Source organism: Bacillus sp. 7884-1, assembly GCF_002272245.1.
Classification (GTDB): Bacteria; Bacillota; Bacilli; order Bacillales; family Cytobacillaceae; genus Neobacillus.
Genome location: NZ_NPDD01000113.1, coordinates 21,388 through 42,132, shown reverse-complemented (window position 1 = coordinate 42,132; position 20,745 = coordinate 21,388). Strand labels below are relative to the sequence as shown.

Sequence of the window (20,745 nt, the reverse complement as noted above, 5' to 3'; positions counted from 1 at the left end):
AATTGTCTCTAAACACGATTTGTCTTCAAGCCACCTCAATAGGGACAAATCTATTGGTCTCTCAACGAGTTTTGTCCTAATCACCCTTCTACCGGTGTAAAACAAGGTATATATGGACCTGGATTATTTTCATCCCCGCTCTGCTTGAATACCACTTTTACTCTCTGATTAATGTGTACTGTATCTAAATCACAATCAACGATATTTGTCATCATTCGTGGACCTTCATCAAGCTCCACGAAAGCGATTACATACGGCATACCTCGACGCATTACGCTATATGTGTAAATACTGCCTGTGCTCTTTGCTTCCACCCATGTTGTTTTATCACTCATACAAAAAGGACATAGCACTCGTGGATAATAATGAAACTCTCCACAGGAATCGCACTGTTTGATTAGAAGTTTTCCTTCTGCAGCCGCATCCCAATATTCCTTATGTTCCGGATGAATTTCAGGGATCGTCATCGTTCTATCTTGAAATGTTGTTCCCATTCTTTACACCCTCTCTATGATAAGTGTTGCACTTCCGTGTCGGCTTGCAAGTCCCCCGCCAGTACCGTGAGCTAACGCAATGTCACAATTTTCAACCTGCACTCGCGGGTGTGCTTCTCCACGCAGCTGACGAACTGCCTCGATTACTTTTACAATGCCGCCTCGACTTGCAGGGTGGTTGTTATTCAACCCGCCCCCATCCGTATTAATCGGCAGCTTACCAATTCCTGAAATCAGGTTTCCATCAGCGACAAACTTTCCGCCCTCACCCTTCTTACAAAAACCTAAGTCTTCAAGCTGCATTAACACCGTAATAGTAAAGCTATCATAAATGGATGCATATTTTATATCTTGCGGTGTGACTCCAGCCTCTTCAAAAGCTCTCGGTCCTGACCAAATAGCTCCTGAATAGGTTAGGTCGGTTTTGCCTCCACGTAATCCTTTTGGTGCTTCGCTTGCGCCCATCACTCTGACAAGTGGACGTTTCAGACTTTTAGCAATCTCAGGTTTTACGATAACTAGTGCACCGCCGCCATCACTTACAACACAACAATCCAATTTATGTAATGGATCAGCAATCATAGTAGAGGAAACAACGTCTTCCACCGTCACTAAATCCCGCAGCATTGCATTTGGATTGTATTGTGCATGATGTGATGCAGCCACTTTGACCCATGCTAATTGCTCGCTTGTTGTTCCGTATTCATGCATATGACGCATCGTAGCCATTGCATATTCATTTACAGCAGTTGGTCCAAATGGAAGTTCAAATGGAGTATCTGGAACATTGGCACCAACCAGCTTCTGTTTAACACCACTTCGGCCTTCTGAACGTGGACGTCCTGCCATTGTAATTAATGCAACATTGCATTTACCGGCTGCGATTGCCTGCGCAGCATGGGATACATGGGCAATGTACGATGAGCCGCCCGTGTCTGTACCGTCTACATGACGTACGTTGAGTCCTAAATAATCGACCATAGACAGCACTCCACCCGGAGCGTCACCGGCACAAAAATAACCGTCTACATCGGAGAAAGTTAATCCTGCATCTTCTAAGGCACCTTTCGCACATTCAGCATGTAAGGCTGCAACGGATTTATCCGGAGCCTTACGTGTTGGATGCTCGAATGCCCCTGCTATATAGGCCATTCCCTTAATTGTCATCTGTCTTTTACCTCCCGTTGTTCCTTTTCCCTATTAACGAGATTCTTGTACCGTACGTCCTAACAAAGGTTTGATATCTTGCGGTTCTTGCATCGTTAAAAAATTCGTAGGATTGTGTACTAAAAGTTGTTCAATTACTTCTTCACCCACACCAGCTTTACGCAAATCTGGTAAGAACTCTTCGAACAAGTAGTTAACTGAATGTCCTTTTAATCCTGGCCAGCCTAGAGCACAGCAGTTAGCATCCGCTGAAATTAGGGCACGATTGACATAACCTTTATCAAGAAAACGAAGGAAATGATCCACACGATCTTGACGAGGACGTGACCAATAAGGAGCTCCTTCCATTTCACTGTCATAGCCAATTGTATCGAACCCTACCCATCCTCCTAGATTGGCAATCAGGTTATCACGGTCTTCATTGAGATATCCGCCATCATCAGCATGACCCATAAGAACGCGATCAAGAGGTAATCCTTCTTCATCAAAGATGGCGATTGCTGATTCAGCATCTACACATAAATGGGTAATAATTGGAGCACCCGTTTTTAATGCTGCTCGGGCCGCTGCACGATAGATGCGTTTATCCAGTTCGCTTAGTTTTCCGCCTCGGCTTACACCTACTTTAATAGCACCAGCTTTTGCACCTGTACCGTCAATACCAACCGTAATTTCATGGATGAATAAATCCATTAGATACTCAACTGATTTGTCACGGAAATATGGAAGAGCTGAGTCTCCTGCTACAAAGCCTGTAACAGCAATGATATGAACGCCCGTTCTACGTGAAAGTACTTGGAAATACTCGACATCGCGTCCGTTTCCAATTCCTGTACAATCTACGAACGTTTTACCACCGTGTTCACGGAAGCGGCGTAACTTTTCAATTGTCACTTCAAAAGCCTCTTCAGGTTTTTTCCACCATTGTGTATCTAAATCACAACCAGGCAGACCGAATCCAATATGCTCGTGCACTGCTATAATTCCTAAATCCTCTGTCGGGATTGGGCCTAGAACCGTATTTACCTTACCCATCTATTATTCACTCCTCGCGATTAGTTTTTCTCTGCTACACCAACGGATTCTTTTTCCGCAGCTACTGATGTATTAACGGTTAATACACGTTGTGGGTTTTCTTCTAAAAGAACACGAACTTGCTCGTCCGTCACTCCTGCTTTCTTTAATAGTGGTACAAATGTTGTTAGTAAGTAATCATAGCTGATATCTTTTGCTTCATAACCTTTGGCAACACCAACCGCATTCGTTGAAATAAGGACGCGATTGCTAAGACCTTCATTAAATAGTTCAGCAATTAGCTGCGCACGCTGCTCATCGTTCACATAGCCTTCGTTTGTAGTCCAGCCAACATGGTCAAATGCCACCATAGCTCCACGACGCGCAACAGCGAATGCTTCTCCACGTTCTACAGCATCGAGACGATCAAGGCCTCCGATGATGACACGGTTTGCTTCAATGCCTTCCCCTAATAAAATTTCCAGATCATTAACAGCATCTTCGCCATATTGTACAGATACAGGTACTCCTGTTTTCTTGGCAGCTAGTGCAGAACCCCGGAAAAGATTGATTTCTTTTTCGGTAATACCACTTTGACTTGCGATTGACGTTACTAATCCAGCTAGACCTGAACGTTCAATACGTGGTACAACAATACCTTCGGTTACCTCTTTTGCGAACAAATCCGCAAATTGTTCTGCTGACCATGGTGTAGGCGGATTTTTTTGCGGTGTAACAAAGTAACCGCTTAACATAGGCTCAGGCCCTAAGCCTGTTGATGCTACGATATGGACACCTGTTGTTTTAGAAAGTGTTTCATAAAGTTTTACATCACGGCCATGGAACATACCACTGCGGTCAACGATGGTTTTTCCCCCATTGCGGCGAAATTCAGTAAGCTTTCTTTTTAAGACCTCAAAGATTTCGCTTTTGTCCATGTTAATCTCAGGTGCATATTCCGCACCAGGAACTACAGAAAGAAGTGATTCATGAATAAGAACAACACCTAATTCTTGAGCTGGTACTAGTCCGAGAACAGTACGAACAACATCTGAACTTTTTTCTTGTAAATGATCTAGCATTTTAAAACCTCCTTATATATTTGGTTCTTCACTTTAAAGGCGTCGTTGATGATTTAGTTTTAAAGAGAATTTTCCGAACAGACTGGTCGGTCCAATAAGGGCATGCTATTAAACCCTGCTCTTTTTTATTTTTTTATTCCAAACAGACCGGTCGGTCCAATTCCACTATAAATAAAAAAACGATTGATAAAGTGTTGGGTTCAAGGATTTAAAATTCCCCTTGAATGCAGCTTTTTAATGTAATCGCTTTCTTTCGGCGTAATTCAATGATGTAATCTGAGTTGTTAGTAAAATATTATAATATTGTTATACCAAAGTCAAATAATTTTCACTATTTAAAATAAATATAATATTAAATTATTATTTTAATATATTTATTTTTATTTGCAGTACTCTATCATTATTTACCTAAAAAAGCTGTCTTAATTGCCAATTTTAATGGCTTTGAGACAGCTTCATCTTTTATTCAGAAATTATTTTTTTGATAATAAAAGTCATTCCTATTTTTTCAGTACTTTCAGTAATTCACAGGAGATTACTTTAAGTGGATCACTTGATTTTTGTGTTAAACAAAGCATTATTGCACCTTCTATAGAAGCAATCATCATGAGAGCTATCGAATTAGCAGTTTCTTTTGTAAATCCGTCTGCTTCTAACTTAGTACAATATATCTTTTGCATTTTCATGTAAAGGTCCGAACAGGCAATTCGAACTGGTTCACTGAGAGAACCTATTTCGCTTACGAGGCTGGTGAATGTAGAAACAACAACCCTGCCTGCTTGTTCAAAATCGTTAACTAATATATCAATCATCGCCTGTGTGGCTTCTTGAGTCGTTGGATATTGTTTGAAAATATCTATCATATGTGTTGTAATCGTTTCATCAATTGACTTAAGACAAGTAATAAGTAATTCTTCTTTTCCATTTGGAAAGTGATGATAAAATGAACCCTTAGAAATGTTACATGCTTTTATTATTTCAGTTACACCTACACCCTTATATCCTTTTTGCTGGAAAAGCGGTGTTGAAATCTCGATTATCTGTAATCTTGTATCCATTTTATAAGAAACTCCTTCATATCAACATTTCTTTTTACTACTATATCACTAAAAATTTCCATACTCCAAGAATTTTACTATATTTGTTTACAACATTTGCTATGATAATATAGGGATTAGGGTTTTGAGGAGGTTCTTACATGGAAGTCATTAAAAAAGGCACGACTATTCAATCATTAGAAGTAGGTATGGGTATTATTGAAGCAATCGCCCAACAAGGCAGGCCATTAAAATTTTCCGATATTCAAGAATTAACACAGATTACTAAAAGTAATCTTTATAAATATTTGAATACCTTCACACAATTAGGCATCCTTTATCGTTACAAGGATACGGGAGAATATGTATTGGGGAGCAAGTTGATTGAATATGGGATGGCTGCTGTAGATCAGGAAAATGTTATCGACCGGATTACACCTTTTATGCATGAAATTAACGAGAAGTTTTCGAATACTGTTCTATTTTCAAGCTGGACCCATAATGGTCCAATGATTGTTAAAGAGTTGAACAAAAATCGCGGGATAAATATTGGCGCTCAAATAGGAACCTTACTTCCTTTACGTTCTGCATCAGGCAAAGTGTTCATGGCCTTCATGGATGAGCAAATGATTCGTGAATGGAAAGAGAAAGAATTTATGCAAATTCCTCCAGAAAAGGTAGATTTGCTTGAAGACGAATGTAAAATCATAAGAGAGAAAGAAATTGCCTTCGCAAGGGAACCATTAGTACCATCGGTCTCATCCGTTTCCATTCCGGTATTAAACTATCAGAAAAAACTTCTTGGGTCTGTAACTGTTGTAGGATTTTCTGAGGTTATTCCTCAAAACGAACAAAATGAACTATCTCGTTATTTGATAGATATCAGCAAAGAAATTTCAGTAAGTTTCGGTTATCGATGACAAGCGGGGGATTTTCCCCGCTTTTTCTGCATACAAAAAAGCCTCACTTCTTATTGAAGTAAAGCTCTTTCGTGTCAGCAAAGAACTATTGTCAGAGGACACTAAGCTAAATTCTCTTTTACATACTGCAACGCTTCTTCAACATGCCCTTTTACTTTCACTTTTCGCCATTCTTTCGCTAATTTACCTTCTTTATCAATGACAAAGGTAGATCTTTCAATCCCCATATACTCTTTACCAAAATTCTTTTTTAATTTCCAAACCTCGTACAGTTCAGAAACATGATGGTCTTCATCAAATAATAGTAAAAAGGGTAAGTTATACTTTTCAATAAACTTTTCATGTTTACCTATAGGGTCTGGACTGATTCCAATAATCGTGCAATTTAGCTGTGCAAAGTCATTGTGAAGATCTCTGAAGTCACATGCTTGAGTGGTACAGCCAGGTGTCATATCCTTTGGATAGAAATACAATACTACATTTTCACCTTTAAGATCTGACAGTTTTACTTTTTCACCATTACTTGCTAATAGTTCAAAATCTGGTGCTTGCTTCCCTAACTCTATTGCCATAACTTAATCACCTCATGGAAAATATTCTCTTCCATAAGCCTAACCAAACATTATCAACAATACAACTATTTAATTTCTTTAACTTCTCTGTCCATTAATGCACGTGCTACAAACGCTGCAGGCAGTGTATAACCAATTAAAGCCTCGACAACTGCAACCATTCTGCCCAACCCGTGTGGCACAACATCTCCATTCCCAACAGAAAACAATGTCATTGCACTGAAATAAAAGCTTGTTTCAAACAAGTTATAGTTATTTTCATGATTTGTTTCTACGAGCAATGACACACCCTTTAATTCAAACAATAAATAGATAAGTCCAAACCCAAGAATAACCGTAAGATAGATGGATCCTAAAAAAAGTGCATTTTCTATTGATACAAACTTCCCTTTTATTGTATTTGGTACAAACAATGTTCTTATACTCATAAAAATACAGAAGATAACAATTGGCAATAAGAAATAGAACATCAGCAGCCACCCCAATTGACGTCATTAGTCTCATTCTATGCAGGCTTGGACGATAAAATATCAACAATCCTTGCTAAAGTGGCGGGACCGTAAAAATTTTTCAAAAGTAAAACAAATAAAAATTGATTAAAAAAGTGCTATTATAGGAAGGAATCCATTTCAAGGAGGAAAAATAATGCAACTTACAAATTCAGAACGAATACATAATGAAGCGTTGGAACATATCGTTGGCGGGGTAAACAGCCCCTCTCGTTCATACAAAGCGGTAGGTGGCGGTGCTCCAGTCGTTATGGAGCGTGCTCAAGGCGCCTATTTTTGGGATGTCGACGGAAATCAGTACATCGATTACCTTGCAGCTTATGGCCCAATCATTACAGGACATGCTCATCCACATATAACAGAAGCCATCAAAAAGGCTGCAGAGAGCGGAGTTCTATATGGCACTCCTACCCCGCATGAGGTAAAGTTTGCAAAGATGCTGAAGGAAGCCATGCCTTTTTTAGAAAAAGTTAGGTTTGTGAACTCAGGCACTGAAGCAGTCATGACAACGATTCGTGTTGCCCGTGCCTATACTGGCAGAGATAAGATTATTAAGTTTGCCGGATGTTATCATGGTCACTCTGATCTTGTTCTTGTTGCTGCCGGGTCAGGGCCAGCTACGCTCGGAACCCCTGATTCAGCTGGTGTTCCAAAGAGTATTGCCCAAGAAGTCATTACGGTTCCATTTAATGATATTGGGCCTTTTAAAGAAGCATTAGACAAATGGGGCGACCAAATTGCAGCGGTTTTAGTGGAACCCATTGTTGGGAACTTTGGAATTGTGGAACCAAAACCTGGATTCTTACAGCAGGTGAACGATCTTACCCATGCTGCAGGCGCACTTGTTATCTATGACGAAGTTATTACCGCTTTCCGCTTTATGTATGGAGGTGCACAGGATTTATTAGGTATTCGGCCCGATCTAACAGCCCTAGGGAAAATTATTGGCGGGGGTCTGCCAATTGGAGCATATGGTGGACGTAAGGAAATTATGGAACGAGTGGCACCACTAGGACCTGCCTATCAAGCAGGAACGATGGCAGGGAATCCAGCCTCCATTCTTTCTGGAATCGCGTGTCTTGATGTATTAAAGCAAGAAGGAGTATATGACTACCTTGATCGTTTAGGGGCAATGCTTGAGGAAGGCATTCTAGAAGCTGCAAAAGAGCACGGTATTCAAATTACGATGAATCGTTTAAAAGGTGCTTTTACCGTTTATTTTACAAATGAAAAAATTGAAAACTATGAGCAAGCAGAAAATACAGACGGTGAAATGTTTGGCAGGTTCTTCAAGTTAATGCTGCAACAAGGAATTAATTTGGCTCCTTCTAAATACGAAGCCTGGTTCTTAACCATTGCACATACAGAAGAGGACATCGAAGCAACACTTCATGCCGTAAATAATGCATTTTCCTTACTCGCAGACGAATAAATATACATTTTTTATTCATTAATAGAGAGTGGTAATCACTCTCTATTTATATCCGTCACTTTGAAAACGTTTACATTATAACTTTCATTTAAAAAAACCATCTAAATTTCCTCAATTTTCTATCCACATTCTTGTATATTTATTTGATTTCTGAAAATTCATATGATATATTATTTTCACGCAATCTTATTTAGTTGTGCCCTCAATTTTTTGTCAACAATTCTTACATTAATAAGCTAATAGGAGGTGAGCGGCTTTAGAGGAAATTTCGCTGAAGCCAAATTATATGACAGAAAGATGGAATCCTTCCCTTTTTAAAGATTTCCATAAGCATGAACATGATGCCTGCGGAATTGTAGCTTGTCTTGAAAAGAACAAGCAGCCTACTAGAAAAAACATTTTTGATTGCATAGATGCTCTTGTTACGATGAATCATCGTGCTGGTTTTATAAACGGTGAGGGCGATGGTGTTGGAATTCATGTTGATATTCCTAAGGCTCTATGGAAAGAAAAGTTACAAAATGCAAATGTTGATCCCTCCTTAGCTGACACAGATAGCTTTGCTGTTGGTCATGTTTTTATCAGCCTAAAAGCTAACTGGGACTCTATTAAACAAGAATTACTTCAAAAACTAAAAAACTACGATTTAGAAATTATCTTTGAATCAAATCAAGTTACCGACTCTAGTGCTCTCGGCCCAATCGCCATTCAAGAAAATCCAGTTTTCTGGCAGTTTGCATGTATCTCCAAAAAGGCAGGGCAAGAATTAACTAAGGTATTATTCGAGGCGATTATCGATTTTGAAACCAATGAATATGTTCATGTTGCATCCTTAAGCCAAAATCATGCTGTTTATAAAGTTATGGGTGCCGGAGATATTCTTCCTCGCTACTATATGGATTTAGCCAGTCCCGTTGTTGCCTCAACCGTAACACTTGGCCATAACCGCTATTCCACCAATACACTTTCAAGCTTTTTCCGAGTTCAGCCATTTAGTGTTCTTGGACACAATGGGGAAATTAACACCATCGCAAAGCTTCGTGATGAAGCGAGAATGATTGGTGTTCCACTCGTTAAAGATGGCAGTGACTCACAAGATCTAAGCCGGACAATGGAAACATTGATTTGCCGTGAAGGATATACGCTATTCGAGGCAATCGACCTATTATTCCCGCCAATTATCAATGAAATTAAAGCCTACTCAGAAGATTTACAAGATTTATATACTTATATTCGCGAAGCATGGGGGCATTTTGCCCAAGGTCCTGCCGGCATTATTTCTAGATTTGGGAATGAAGCTGTTTTTAGTGTCGATGCCCTAGGTCTACGGCCACTTTGGATGCTCGAAACTGAAACTTCTTATTTATTCTCATCTGAACCAGGCATCATTCCTTCGAGTGAGTATGTCAATGACCCTAAGCCGCTAGCTCCTGGTGAAAAAGTTGGCTTTAAGTGGAGCAATAGTAAATTAGAAGTTTACCAGCAGGACAAATTTCAAAGAGAAGTTTATAACCGTTATTCAAATCGCTTGAATCTACAGGGTTCAAGAGTTCGTTTACAAGCACCTGCTTTAGAAAAAACAATTACGATGAATTATCCAGATAAAATACACAATGGGCAATATAAGGCATTTGGCTGGGAAAGAGACCACATTCAATTAATTGAGCAAATGGCTGAAAAAGGTGTTGAGCCGATTCGTTCCCTTGGGCATGATGCACCACTTGCAGCTCTTAATCCTGAGCGTAAAAACCTTGCAGATTATTTTAAAGAAAGTGTAGCAGTTGTTACGAATCCTGCGATTGACCGCGACCGAGAAACGGAGCATTTTTCCACACGAGTGATTATTGGGAAGCGTCCTGATTTATTTAAAAATGAAAAAACAGAAACTGTTCTTGAGTTAACCACTCCCCTTCTATTAGAAGGCAAAGCAGGTTATAGCTGTTCCGAGACTATTGGCCAACCGAGCTTCGATCAAGTGGTACAATATTTCCAAAAAGAAAAGCTGGTTGCGTTTATTTCTACAACCTTTAGAAAAGACGAGAACATTGATACTGCATTAACAAGAATTTCTGAAGAAGCCGTTAAAGCTGTACTTTCTGGAAAGAGTTTAATCGTTCTTGACGATGCGAACGCACATCAGGAAGACTTTTATTGGATTGATCCACATTTAGTTACAGCTGCTATCGATCAAGCATTGGTAAAGGCAGAATTAAGAAGAAATTGTTCTATCTTGCTACGCTCTGCATCCATTCGTTCTCTGCACGACATGATAACTGTTTTTGGATTAGGTGCAGATTTAATCAGCCCCTACTACATGTTCATGACAGTGCTCGATGAATCCAATAAACCTTTAATTAACCTTTATAGTGCATTATCTAAGGGGCTTGAAAAAGTAATTTCAACTATTGGTATTCACGAATTACGCGGCTATGGCAGACTCTTCTCAAGTATCGGTCTGCACGAAGAGATTGCAAATGTATTAAATATCGTTAACTTTTTTGGATCTGCTGAGATTGAGAATAATTATGCAGCAATGAAGAATGATGCTTTTCAAAGAGCTGAGGATTACCATAATGAGAAGGAAAGAGTCGGGAAAACCTTCCACCTCTTCCCTCGTATTTGGAAAGCTATAGGTGAAGTTGCTGCAACAGGTGACTATAGTGCTTACCGTGATAAAATTAGTGAACAAGAAGAGCAGAATCCAACAACGATTCGTCATTTAGTTCAATTAAAGAAGAGCAATCAAGCCATTTCCCCAACGGACGTTGATATTACAGTCGGCGAGCATGATTTGCCATTTATTATTTCTTCTATGTCGTTTGGCTCACAAAATGAGACTGCCTTTAGAGCTTACGCTGAAGGTGCTGATCGCCTAAACATGGTCAGTCTAAATGGTGAAGGCGGAGAAATCAAAGATATGCTGGGTAAATATCCAAAAACGAGAGGCCAGCAGATTGCCTCTGGACGATTTGGAGTAAATGCTGAGCTTTTAAACTCTTCTAATCTATTAGAAATTAAAATTGGGCAGGGTGCAAAGCCTGGTGAAGGCGGTCACTTACCTGGTTCAAAGGTAACAGCTAAGGTTGCTGCTGCACGTAACGCTACACTTGGATCAGATCTAATTTCACCATCAAACAACCATGATATCTATTCAATAGAAGATTTAGCCCAAATGATTCTAGAATTAAAAACAGGTAATGACCAAGCGAAAATTGCGGTAAAAGTACCTGTTGTCCCAAATATCGGTACCATTGCTGTTGGTATTGCTAAAGCAGGTGCTGATATCATCACCTTAAGCGGATTTGACGGTGGTACAGGTGCAGCCAGAATCCATGCCCTTCAGCACGTTGGACTTCCTGTCGAAATCGGTGTAAAGGCAGCCCATAATGCTCTGCTTGAAAGTGGACTTCGTAATAAAGTAGAGATTTGGGCAGATGGCGGTATGAAGAGTGCCATGGACGTCATGAAGGTTATGCTCCTTGGTGCAAACCGCGTTGGTTTTGGAACTCTTTCCATGCTGGCAATCGGCTGTACCACTTGCCGTGGATGTCATTTAGATACATGTCATGTTGGTATTGCTACCCAAATTGAATCTGAGGTTCAAGCTAAAGAACATGGACTTCGCCGCTTTGTTCCACGTCAGTTGGACTTAGCTGTAAATGGCATCATGAATCTATTTTCATCCTTTGGAAGTGAGTTAAAAGCACTTGCCGCTTCTGTTGGAATTACAAACTTGCAGGATGCAGTTGGACGTTCTGAATTATTAGAACAGGTGAAAGGAAAGAATCAGCTTAGCCTATCTTATCTATTAAAACCGCTTGAAATTAGCCAATTCTCAAAATCAGAAGAAACAAAGGCTTTCCAAGAAGTCCAAATGCAAGTGGCCGTTGGTGCCGAGTATTTAGACGCAAGCGTTGAACAATTACATTCTTCTCGCGAATTTGACAGTGTTACTTCAGAACAACGCGTCTTAGGAAGCAGGGTTTCCTGTCACCGAGTTCGAGGAAGACTTGATGGTTCATACCTGCAGCTTCCTCCTGTGCAGCTTAAGTACAAGAATGGTTCCATTCCTGGAAACGGCCTAGGTGCTTATAATAGCGGCGGTATTGAAATCACTGTTAATGGCGGCGGTCAAGATGGTGTTGGAAAAACATCTTTTGGCGGGAATATCTTTATTCTTAAATCAAAAGGAAAAAATGGCAACTATTATAATGGTTCTGTCGGAAAAGGGTTCGGATATGGGGCACAAAAAGGGCTGCTAGTAGCTCAGGGTAATGCTGACGCTCGTGCTGGAATCCGTCTTTCAGGTGCTGATTTAATTATTGGCGGCTCTGTTAAGCAGCCACTGCCTGAAAATGAAGCTGGAAATATTGGAGCAAATGCAAATATTAAAGGCTTTGCATTTGAATACATGACAAATGGCCGCGGCTTAGTTTTAGGAGATCCAGGTCCTTGGATTTGTGCAGGTATGACTGGTGGAGTCGTTTATGTGCGTCAACAGCCTGAGGTTGGTTTAACAGCCCAAGCGATTATGAGAAGGATTGCTAAAGGTGCAAAGGTTTCAGTCATGAGCTTAACCGAAAATGGGAAAAAAGATGTAAATGAGCTTCTCGGTAAATATACAGATGTATTGGCTAATGATGGTCAGACAGAAGAAGCTACTCAGCTTCGAGCACTTCTCTCTAACCCAGAAGATCACTTTATTCAAATTGTTCCAGTAAAAGAACAGGCTGATCCAGCTGTATCTACAGAATGATACGAAAAGAACGTTCGCATTTTACCGCGGACGTTCTTTTTTGCGTTTTGGAAAATATCTTTAACTATTACTTACATAAATTCATACAATATCTCTTGATTAAATGTTTTAATCCATGTATAGTACGTATTTGTTCATTATGAAGTAAACTAAGTACACACGACTTAAATTTGAAAGGAAATTATTTAGAATGAAGTTAGGTGCCCGCATTTTCAAAACGGGAATTGCAATTGTTTTATCCCTTTATTTAGCACAGCTGCTACACTCACCCTCTCCTGTATTGGCAGGTATTGCTGCAATCTTTGCGATTCAGCCAACCATTTATCGTTCTTTTTTAACGATTGTTGAACAAATACAAGGAAATTTAATTGGGGCAATTCTTGCAGTCATGTTTGTCCTCCTACTAGGAAATCACATTATCATCATTGGTTTAGCCGCCGTGATTGTTATTATTATCAATCTTAAATTAAAAATTGAGAATACAATCGGACTTTCTCTTGTAACGCTAGTTTCAATTATGGAAACCCCTGGCACTGACTTTATTCCATTCGCAGGAATTCGTTTCTCAACGATTATGATTGGGGTATTTTCAGCCTTTGTCGTCAACCTTGTCTTCCTGCCTCCAAAATATGAAAATAAGCTTTATTTTAGGATATCAGAGACAACAGAGGAAATTATTCGCTGGATACGATTAAGTACTCGGCATGACTTCGACCACAATCTGTTAAAAGCCGATATTGAAAAACTAAAAGATAATTTAATGAAAATGAGTCAGTTTTATTTATTGTATAAAGAGGAAAGAAGTTATTTCAAAAAAACTAGTCTAGAGAAATCGAGAAAACTGGTGATTTTTAGACAAATGACATCCGCTGCCAAAAAGGCACTTGATACATTAAAGAAACTTCATCGATTTGAAAATGAAATGCTTCATCTCCCTGAAAACTTTCAACAATCCATACAGGAACAGCTCGACAGTGTCATTTACCATCATGAGCAGTTAATGCTCCGGTTTATTGGCAAAGTTCCAACTCCCTTGGATAGTGAGGATAGTAATTGTATTAATAAGAAAGAACTATTTGATCTGTTTTTGGCCCATCAAAAGCTCTTCGGCGGCCAAGACGATCCGCATTTATATCATACGATGCAAATCATTTCTTCCATTATTGATTACGGGGAACAGGTCGAACATCTTGATACCTTAATTACCAGCTTTCACTCTTTTCATCACAATGAGGTATCCATTGAACAGAAGGAAATTGAATAAATAAAGAAAACTTACCGGAGGGGTAAGTTTTTTTTAGGTTAAGATTGTTTTTTTAGTTTTTCTTTCTTGCTTCTTCCAATTACGATAGCACCTAAAAGACAACCAAACCCTATAATATGCATAATTATATTACCTATATCTCCGATGTCATCAATTGTTAACCCAACCAAAATACTTCCAATCAAAATTAGTGGAATAGCTAGGAAAAACCTCAAATAATTCAATCCTCTCAATTTTTCATGTATGATTTATTATTCATTATCCTCTCAATATCTAGGAAAAACAGCCAAAACTAGGCATCACTTGAATCTATTAGGAAAATCTACTTAGTAGGAGGGAATGCCATGCCAATAAAAGTTTTATTCCTTATATTGCTTTTCATATTTCAGTTTATTTCTGTGACTAAGGCAGAAGTACCAGTAAAGGCAGCGTTTGTTCGTGACCATCAGTTATGGATGAAAGACGGAGATCAAGAAGTACAGCTCACAACAAATAAATATGTCAATTCTCCCCAGTGGTCCTATGATGGTAGGTTTATTGCATACATAGACGGTGATGAGCAGGGTGAAAAATCAAATCTCTGGATTTACGATACAAAGAAAAAAGAAAACTATAAACCGTATCCCATCATTGAGACTTCTTTATTTAGGTGGTCCCCTGTTGCAAATGAGCTAGCTTATTTATCTGGCTGGGTCCTAAATGTTACAAAGACAAAGGATGGCAGGCCATATGGATTTGAAAATGTTTCGTTAGGTGTTAGTGAATTCGCATGGTTTCCAAACGGTAAAGAGTATATTGTTTCTACTCAATCTGGTCGACTTCCTACGGGCTGGGAACCAATTAAGTTGTACCAAATTCCAAAGGATATGAATCTTAATGAGAAAAAAGCTAAGCTATTGTACTCAATCCAAATAGATGAAAATGATTTATTTGCCGTTAATGTTGGTGATTTTAAGTGGAGTCATGACGGAAAATGGGTCAGCTTTCTCGGCACTCCTACACCTTCTTGGGCCATGGACAGTAACCCTTTATGTGTATTATCCTCTGATGGAAAAATGTTCAAGGACATTGGTAGGATGTTAGGATTTAGTGACTGGTTTAAGTGGGCACCACAAGCCAACCAATTAGCTTATATTTCGGGAGAAGGACGGTTTTTTGTTAAAAATAAAATTACTAAAGTTGCTGATATAGAGGCATCCACCAAACAGGTAGAATATACACCGAAAGGATATGTAGACCTAGATTTAGAGTGGCTGTCACCTTCAAAAGTGATTGTCGCGCGGTCACAGGAAAACAAAGCGTGGGAAGAGGGGCCAGTTCCCACAATGTTCACCTCTCTATATGAGATAGATTTAGCCTCAGGCACTCAGAATCAAATCACATTTCCAAAAGAAAATGAGTTAGATGTAAATCCTCAGGTCGTTGAATCTTATCTCACATGGGTACGTAGGCAAGACAAAAATTACAAAGGTGATGTATGGATACAGCATGATATGCAGAAAGATGCGAACATATGGATAGAAGATGTAGATTTTTCACCTGTTTTATTTAAGAAGTAATCAATGAGTCGATAAAGTCCAATTAAAGTGAGTAATTCCAAAAGTATTATATAGGCAATACTTTTCATTTAGGGATTTTTTTGGTTAAAGGAAACTTTTTTGCGGGTGTGAAATACAATAAGAATAAAGGGAGTGATAAGGGTGTCTCCAACTAAACGAATAAAGAAAAAAATCTTATTAAATTCCTACGTATGTAAAAAGTTAGGGATTATTAGTGACCAAGAATATAATACAATTTTAAATAATTTCAGTTCTCACGGACATTAACTCTAGATGAATTAGACGTTAAGAGCGATACTCATCCAAGTTGGATGAGTGACCGCTCTTTCTTCATTTAACTTTTTCTCAGGCTCTCATTCACCTTATGAGTGACCTCTTTTAGCTATTCTCGGGCTTTCATCTTCCGATTTTACAAAAATACAAACAAAATCAGGATTTGATCCACACTCGTATCTTAGACACTAATCCATAAAAAATGACGTATGCCAATTACATACGTCATTTTTGCTGTTCTATTCTATGCCTGCAGCGGTGTTTTTTCATTATGCTGTTCAAGCTGCTGGACTTGAAATAATTTATAATAATTGCCCTGTTTCGCCATTAATTCTTCATGTTGGCCCACTTCGACAATTTTACCATGTTCGATTAAGACAATTCGATCAGCGTGTGTGATGGTGGATAACCTATGGGCTACAACAAATGTCGTCCGATCCCTGGCCAGCTTATCAAGTGCTTCTTGAATAAGATGTTCACTCTCTAAATCAAGAGCTGAAGTTGCCTCATCTAATAGCAAAATCGGCGGGTTCCGTAAAAATACTCGGGCAATGGCCACTCTTTGCTTTTGACCACCTGAAAGCTTAACGCCTCTTTCGCCGACCTTCGTATCATACCCATTTGCAAGATTCACGATAAAATCATGCGCATTTGCCGCTTTGGCAGCTTCATATACCTCATCATCCGTTGCGCCAGGTTTCCCTAATAAGATATTGTTCTTTACAGATTCACTAAATAAGATATTGTCCTGAAAAACTACGCCAATTTTGTCTCGTAGGGACTGAACATTGAAATGACGGATATCTACTCCATCTAATAGAATTTTCCCCTCAGTGACATCGTAGAAACGAGGAATCAGGCTGACGAGTGTCGACTTTCCTCCACCGCTCATCCCAACAAGGGCAATCGTCTCCCCTTTTTTCACATCAAGGTTTATATTCTTCAGAATCATTTCCTCTGATTCATTGTAGGTAAATTGAACATGATCAAACGTAATGTCCCCCTTCACATCCTTACACTCAACCGCATTAGGAGCATCGACAATATCATATTTCTCATCAAGGAATTCAAATACCCTATCCATTGATGCGAATGACTGCGTAAGGGTTGTGGAAGAATTCACAAGCCTTCTTAACGGATTGTACAATTTATCAATATAAGCAAAAAACGCAATCATTGTTCCCAGTGTTAAACTTCCTTGAATAACAAGGTAAGCTGAGTATCCGATAACGAGCAAAGGTGCGATATCGGTAATTGTGTTAACGGCCGCAAATGCCTTTGCATTCCAGCTCGTGTGCTCTAATGCCTTATCTAAAAAATTCTTATTTTGTACGTCAAACTGCTTTTGTTCAAACTCTTCAATCGCAAAGCTTTTAATCACTGGCATCCCTTGAACCCGTTCATGTAAATAGCTTTGTACTTCAGCAAGTGCTTGTGAGCGCGACCGGGTAAGCTTACGAAGATTACCAAAAAAGTACTTGATAGAGATCGCATATAACGGAAATAGCAGGATGGATACAAAAGTAAGACTCACATTCATGTAAAACATAATAATGATGGCAATAATAATCGTCGCGATATCGAGCCAAAGATTCATAAGGCCAGTAATAACAAATGTTTTCGTCTGCTCAACATCATTAATAACGCGAGAAATAACTTCTCCTGACCGTGTGTTGGCATAATACTTAAAGCTGAGTTTCTGGATATGTGTATACATCCGATCACGGATATCGTATAGAATTTTACTTGACGTCCATTGGGCAAAATATTGACGATAATACTCAATCGGCGGCCTTACTACGACAAAAACAACAATCATAATTCCCATTATGATTAGTAATTTATTTAATTTCTCATCATTTGTTAAACCACTTGCCCCAATAATATCATCCACTACATACTTAATGAGCATGGGTATCATAAGTGGGATAGCGAATTTTAAAACCCCGATAATAATCGTCCCTATAATTTGAAGGCGATATGGCTTAACAAATTCGAGATATCTGCGAACACTGCTCAAGATTGGCCCCTCTTTCTGCGCTGTCACATTAATAAGAACAGGGAAAGATGATGAAGACAGCTACAATACGTGTAGGTGCCTTCATCATCTTTCCGAAACATTCTTCCATTAACGTCTGTAGGTTAAATAACGCTCATACCAGATATCAATAAAATCTGGCGCAAATGGTCCTTTACGCTGTCGAATCCACTGAATGAGCTTTTCGACATTTCTTTTCAGGATTTGGTCAATAACCTCAGGATACTTCATCTCACGACGGTGCCGTTCATATTCATCCTCGTCTAACAAATTAAACGTCATATCAGGGAATACCTTAATATCAAGATCATAATCAATATATTTAACTGCTTCACCATCAAAAATAAATGGTGAGCTGAGATTACAATAGTAATAAATACCATCTTCACGAATCATCCCAATAATGTTAAACCAATACTGTGAATGAAAATAACAAATCGCTGGTTCTCTTGTAATCCATGTTCTTCCATCTGACTCCGTAACAATTGTGCGATCATTCCCGCCAATTACCAGATTTTGCGATCCTTTTAAAACGGTCGTTTCTTCCCAGACGCGATGGATGTGCCCATTGTGCTTATAGCTATGTATTTGTATTGGTTCACCTTCGATGGGTACGCCCATGATTCTCCCCTTCTTCCTTCCTAAACGCTTTGTAACCTTTCTTCCTGCAATTAACGACAAATGGCAACAAAGTTCATTTACTATTTCTTATTATTATAACGGTTGAGTAAAGAATTTAAAACAAAAGAGCCATTGATTTCAATGACTCTTTGAAGAAATTTGCATATTTTTCAATTTTTTTTTGATTTTTGACCTATATTGACGGTTCTAAATCAGTTTCACGATAGGATTGGATGACTTCCTCCGTTTGTTTTTCGAAGATTTCCTGAATCTCTTTTAACTCTTTTTTCATTTGATTAATATCAAATTGGACACTCTCTAACTCCGTTTCATTTTGCAGAGTCTGTAGTTGTTCTTCAATTTCTTGACACCGCTCAAGCTCACCTTGAAGGTATAGTAATTTTTCCATTGTCATCATCTGCTCAGATACTAAACGGTTAAAATGATCCATTTACCACACCGCCTTATTTTTACTTCCTAATATGTATTCTTTAATAAATAGATTTATCCTTTGACTACTTATGTAGACTGAAGAGAAGTTTTGTCGAATGGCCGAATAGCGGAACCCCGAGCCCCCAGGCGCTGAAGCTAGACAAACAGAAAGAAGGCGCTCTATACGAATAAGAGCGCCTTCTTCTTACGATTTCATTTTAGCTTTGACCAAATTGGCCAGAACCGCCTTGGTTTTTATTAGCTTGAGATTGTTGGTTTTGCTTTTTCACTTCAGCAGCGTTAGTTTCGCTTGCAAATTCAGTTCCGAATTGGCCAGCTGCACCTGCACCGCCTTGAGATTGAGCGTTTTGTTGTCTAACTTCTTGGATGTTCGTTCCAGCTGAAGTTTTGTTTGGTTGTTGATTGTTTGCCATGTTAATCACCTCCACGAAATTAATATGTCCCCTTTCGTGGAGATTATCCTAAAAAATTCTTAAAAAAAATAATTAAACGAGTAAGGAAATTCCGCCATCAACAATTATTGTTTGGCCCCTAATCATGCTGGATTCTTCTGACAATAGGAACATAACGCAATTTACCATGTCCTCAATTTCCACCATACGCCCTGCTGGAGTTTTCTCCTTTGCCTCCTGAAGAAGCTCCTCGCGGTTTGGGAAATGAGTTAATGCTTCTGTATCGACAGCTCCGCCAGAGACCGCATTTACAACAATATTTTTAGCTGCTAACTCAACTGCTAAATACCTCGTTAAGGCTTCTAACGCGGCTTTAGAAACACCTACTACGGTGTAATTTTCTAAGTAACGAATCGACCCTAAAGAACTTATGCTGACAATCTTGCCGCCACCATTTTTCTCCATTAACTTTGCTGCTTCCTGAGCACAGAACAATAATGCCTTGCTGTTAATATTTAAGGTCCAATCCCAGTGATTTTCTTCTAGTTCCATAATAGGACGCTGAACTCCAGAGGCAGCATTATTAACAAAAATATCTAACCTGCCAAATTCTTCATCGATTTGTTGGAACATAGCCTTAATTTTACTGACATCCCCGACATTCGCTTTTACCACTAAAACCTTTCTGCCTAATGCTTCAATTTCCTCTGCTACTTTAAGTGCAGAACTTTTACTTCTTGCATAGTTGATGACAATATCATACCCGGCTTGAGCAAGCCTTAAGGCTGTGGCCTTCCCTATTCCTCTGCTGCTTCCTGTTATAAGTGCTACTTTTTGTGTCATATACCTTTACCCCTTTTATTTTCGTGTTCTTTTCATTTTAGCTTTTCTATGAATAGAAGACAATTAATTACAAAACAATAAGCTGGATGAATCCCATTGGAAAGGAAGTCGATTATGTATACAGGACGGGACATGACAGAGCTATCAATGATGTCTAAAGCGGATTGGAATGAAAATGAACTTGCTTTTTTTCATCACTCACTCCAGCAAATCGCACCTTATTTAAACAGTGAAGGAGTTACCATTCATCGGGAAATTATTGAAGAAATTGAAAGTCGCGGCGGAATAAAATTATAAAAAAAGAACGCCAGGAACCTTG

At 39.0% G+C, this 20,745-nt stretch carries 18 protein-coding genes; 6 read left to right on the top strand and 12 right to left on the bottom strand.

Annotated elements, in window-relative coordinates; genetic code table 11:
* Positions 1-80 precede the first annotated feature (80 nt).
* The 5 genes from CHI06_RS14165 to CHI06_RS14145 all read right to left on the bottom strand — a co-directional run bounded on the left by CHI06_RS14165 (position 81) and on the right by CHI06_RS14145 (position 4,815).
* Positions 81-494: a Zn-ribbon domain-containing OB-fold protein gene (locus tag CHI06_RS14165; RefSeq protein WP_095249203.1), complete on the bottom strand. Its 414-nt coding sequence runs from the start codon at positions 492-494 to the stop codon at positions 81-83.
* A gap of 3 nt (positions 495-497) precedes the next feature.
* Positions 498-1,661 carry a thiolase domain-containing protein gene (locus CHI06_RS14160; RefSeq protein ID WP_095249202.1) on the bottom strand — a complete coding sequence of 388 codons (1,164 nt, stop codon included), beginning with the start codon at positions 1,659-1,661 and terminating at the stop codon, positions 498-500.
* A 33-nt stretch (positions 1,662-1,694) separates the two neighbouring features.
* Positions 1,695-2,696 carry a phosphotriesterase family protein gene (locus CHI06_RS14155; protein ID WP_095249201.1) on the bottom strand — a complete coding sequence of 334 codons (1,002 nt, stop codon included), beginning with the start codon at positions 2,694-2,696 and terminating at the stop codon, positions 1,695-1,697.
* A 20-nt stretch (positions 2,697-2,716) separates the two neighbouring features.
* Complete coding sequence (locus CHI06_RS14150; RefSeq protein WP_095249200.1) at positions 2,717-3,757, bottom strand: aryldialkylphosphatase; 1,041 nt, start codon at positions 3,755-3,757, stop codon at positions 2,717-2,719.
* A 500-nt stretch (positions 3,758-4,257) separates the two neighbouring features.
* Complete coding sequence (locus tag CHI06_RS14145; RefSeq protein WP_095249199.1) at positions 4,258-4,815, bottom strand: TetR/AcrR family transcriptional regulator; 558 nt, start codon at positions 4,813-4,815, stop codon at positions 4,258-4,260.
* Between the two features lie 140 nt (positions 4,816-4,955).
* On the opposite strand from CHI06_RS14145, the gene CHI06_RS14140 reads away from it, so the two are divergent.
* Complete coding sequence (locus CHI06_RS14140) at positions 4,956-5,714, top strand: IclR family transcriptional regulator (protein ID WP_095249198.1); 759 nt, start codon at positions 4,956-4,958, stop codon at positions 5,712-5,714.
* 101 nt (positions 5,715-5,815) lie between these two features.
* Here the strand turns inward: CHI06_RS14140 and bcp are convergent, their stop codons facing one another.
* Together bcp and CHI06_RS14130 are read right to left on the bottom strand one after the other, a co-directional pair.
* Positions 5,816-6,286, bottom strand: a complete 471-nt coding sequence (gene bcp, locus CHI06_RS14135) for a thioredoxin-dependent thiol peroxidase (protein ID WP_095249197.1) — start codon at positions 6,284-6,286, stop codon at positions 5,816-5,818.
* A 65-nt stretch (positions 6,287-6,351) separates the two neighbouring features.
* Complete coding sequence (locus tag CHI06_RS14130) at positions 6,352-6,756, bottom strand: potassium channel family protein (protein WP_206021615.1); 405 nt, start codon at positions 6,754-6,756, stop codon at positions 6,352-6,354.
* Between the two features lie 175 nt (positions 6,757-6,931).
* Between CHI06_RS14130 and CHI06_RS14125 the strand changes: the two genes are divergently transcribed.
* The 4 genes from CHI06_RS14125 to CHI06_RS14105 all read left to right on the top strand — a co-directional run bounded on the left by CHI06_RS14125 (position 6,932) and on the right by CHI06_RS14105 (position 15,806).
* Positions 6,932-8,227, top strand: a complete 1,296-nt coding sequence (locus CHI06_RS14125) for a glutamate-1-semialdehyde 2,1-aminomutase (RefSeq protein WP_095249196.1) — start codon at positions 6,932-6,934, stop codon at positions 8,225-8,227.
* A gap of 286 nt (positions 8,228-8,513) precedes the next feature.
* On the top strand, positions 8,514-12,983 hold the full coding sequence (locus CHI06_RS14120; protein ID WP_095249195.1) for a glutamate synthase-related protein: 4,470 nt from the start codon (positions 8,514-8,516) through the stop codon (positions 12,981-12,983).
* Positions 12,984-13,173: 190 nt separating this feature from the next.
* A complete protein-coding gene (locus CHI06_RS14115) occupies positions 13,174-14,247 on the top strand; it encodes an FUSC family protein (RefSeq protein WP_095249194.1) in 1,074 nt (357 codons plus the stop codon).
* Positions 14,248-14,591: 344 nt separating this feature from the next.
* Positions 14,592-15,806, top strand: coding sequence for a translocation protein TolB (locus CHI06_RS14105; protein ID WP_095249192.1), 1,215 nt, complete (start codon positions 14,592-14,594; stop codon positions 15,804-15,806).
* Between the two features lie 517 nt (positions 15,807-16,323).
* Here the strand turns inward: CHI06_RS14105 and CHI06_RS14100 are convergent.
* The 5 genes from CHI06_RS14100 to fabL all read right to left on the bottom strand — a co-directional run bounded on the left by CHI06_RS14100 (position 16,324) and on the right by fabL (position 20,426).
* A complete protein-coding gene (locus tag CHI06_RS14100; protein ID WP_095249191.1) occupies positions 16,324-18,099 on the bottom strand; it encodes an ABC transporter ATP-binding protein in 1,776 nt (591 codons plus the stop codon).
* A 108-nt stretch (positions 18,100-18,207) separates the two neighbouring features.
* Positions 18,208-18,738, bottom strand: a complete 531-nt coding sequence (gene ntdP / locus CHI06_RS14095) for a nucleoside tri-diphosphate phosphatase (RefSeq protein WP_095249190.1) — start codon at positions 18,736-18,738, stop codon at positions 18,208-18,210.
* 193 nt (positions 18,739-18,931) lie between these two features.
* Positions 18,932-19,189, bottom strand: a complete 258-nt coding sequence (locus CHI06_RS14090) for a YgaB family protein (RefSeq protein ID WP_090760403.1) — start codon at positions 19,187-19,189, stop codon at positions 18,932-18,934.
* A 199-nt stretch (positions 19,190-19,388) separates the two neighbouring features.
* Entirely contained in the window at positions 19,389-19,604 is a 216-nt protein-coding gene (locus CHI06_RS14085; protein ID WP_095249189.1) for a gamma-type small acid-soluble spore protein, read from the bottom strand.
* A gap of 72 nt (positions 19,605-19,676) precedes the next feature.
* On the bottom strand, positions 19,677-20,426 hold the full coding sequence (gene fabL, locus CHI06_RS14080; protein WP_095249188.1) for an enoyl-[acyl-carrier-protein] reductase FabL: 750 nt from the start codon (positions 20,424-20,426) through the stop codon (positions 19,677-19,679).
* Positions 20,427-20,540: 114 nt separating this feature from the next.
* Between fabL and CHI06_RS14075 the strand changes: the two genes are divergently transcribed.
* Positions 20,541-20,723, top strand: coding sequence for a hypothetical protein (locus tag CHI06_RS14075; protein WP_095249187.1), 183 nt, complete (start codon positions 20,541-20,543; stop codon positions 20,721-20,723).
* Positions 20,724-20,745: the final 22 nt, after the last annotated feature.

Bases quoted from the DNA above. Each gene is read 5' to 3' on its own strand.
- ntdP (WP_095249190.1), bottom strand. From the start codon at position 18,738: ATGGGCGTACCCATCGAAGGTGAACCAATACAAATACATAGCTATAAG.
- CHI06_RS14090 (WP_090760403.1), bottom strand. From the start codon at position 19,189: ATGGATCATTTTAACCGTTTAGTATCTGAGCAGATGATGACAATGGAA.
- CHI06_RS14085 (WP_095249189.1), bottom strand. From the start codon at position 19,604: ATGGCAAACAATCAACAACCAAACAAAACTTCAGCTGGAACGAACATC.
- CHI06_RS14145 (WP_095249199.1), bottom strand. From the start codon at position 4,815: ATGGATACAAGATTACAGATAATCGAGATTTCAACACCGCTTTTCCAG.
- CHI06_RS14075 (WP_095249187.1), top strand. From the start codon at position 20,541: ATGTATACAGGACGGGACATGACAGAGCTATCAATGATGTCTAAAGCG.
- bcp (WP_095249197.1), bottom strand. From the start codon at position 6,286: ATGGCAATAGAGTTAGGGAAGCAAGCACCAGATTTTGAACTATTAGCA.
- CHI06_RS14130 (WP_206021615.1), bottom strand. From the start codon at position 6,756: ATGTTCTATTTCTTATTGCCAATTGTTATCTTCTGTATTTTTATGAGT.
- CHI06_RS14165 (WP_095249203.1), bottom strand. From the start codon at position 494: ATGGGAACAACATTTCAAGATAGAACGATGACGATCCCTGAAATTCAT.
- CHI06_RS14120 (WP_095249195.1), top strand. From the start codon at position 8,514: ATGACAGAAAGATGGAATCCTTCCCTTTTTAAAGATTTCCATAAGCAT.
- CHI06_RS14125 (WP_095249196.1), top strand. From the start codon at position 6,932: ATGCAACTTACAAATTCAGAACGAATACATAATGAAGCGTTGGAACAT.
- CHI06_RS14150 (WP_095249200.1), bottom strand. From the start codon at position 3,757: ATGCTAGATCATTTACAAGAAAAAAGTTCAGATGTTGTTCGTACTGTT.
- CHI06_RS14115 (WP_095249194.1), top strand. From the start codon at position 13,174: ATGAAGTTAGGTGCCCGCATTTTCAAAACGGGAATTGCAATTGTTTTA.
- CHI06_RS14140 (WP_095249198.1), top strand. From the start codon at position 4,956: ATGGAAGTCATTAAAAAAGGCACGACTATTCAATCATTAGAAGTAGGT.
- CHI06_RS14160 (WP_095249202.1), bottom strand. From the start codon at position 1,661: ATGACAATTAAGGGAATGGCCTATATAGCAGGGGCATTCGAGCATCCA.
- CHI06_RS14105 (WP_095249192.1), top strand. From the start codon at position 14,592: ATGCCAATAAAAGTTTTATTCCTTATATTGCTTTTCATATTTCAGTTT.
- fabL (WP_095249188.1), bottom strand. From the start codon at position 20,426: ATGACACAAAAAGTAGCACTTATAACAGGAAGCAGCAGAGGAATAGGG.
- CHI06_RS14155 (WP_095249201.1), bottom strand. From the start codon at position 2,696: ATGGGTAAGGTAAATACGGTTCTAGGCCCAATCCCGACAGAGGATTTA.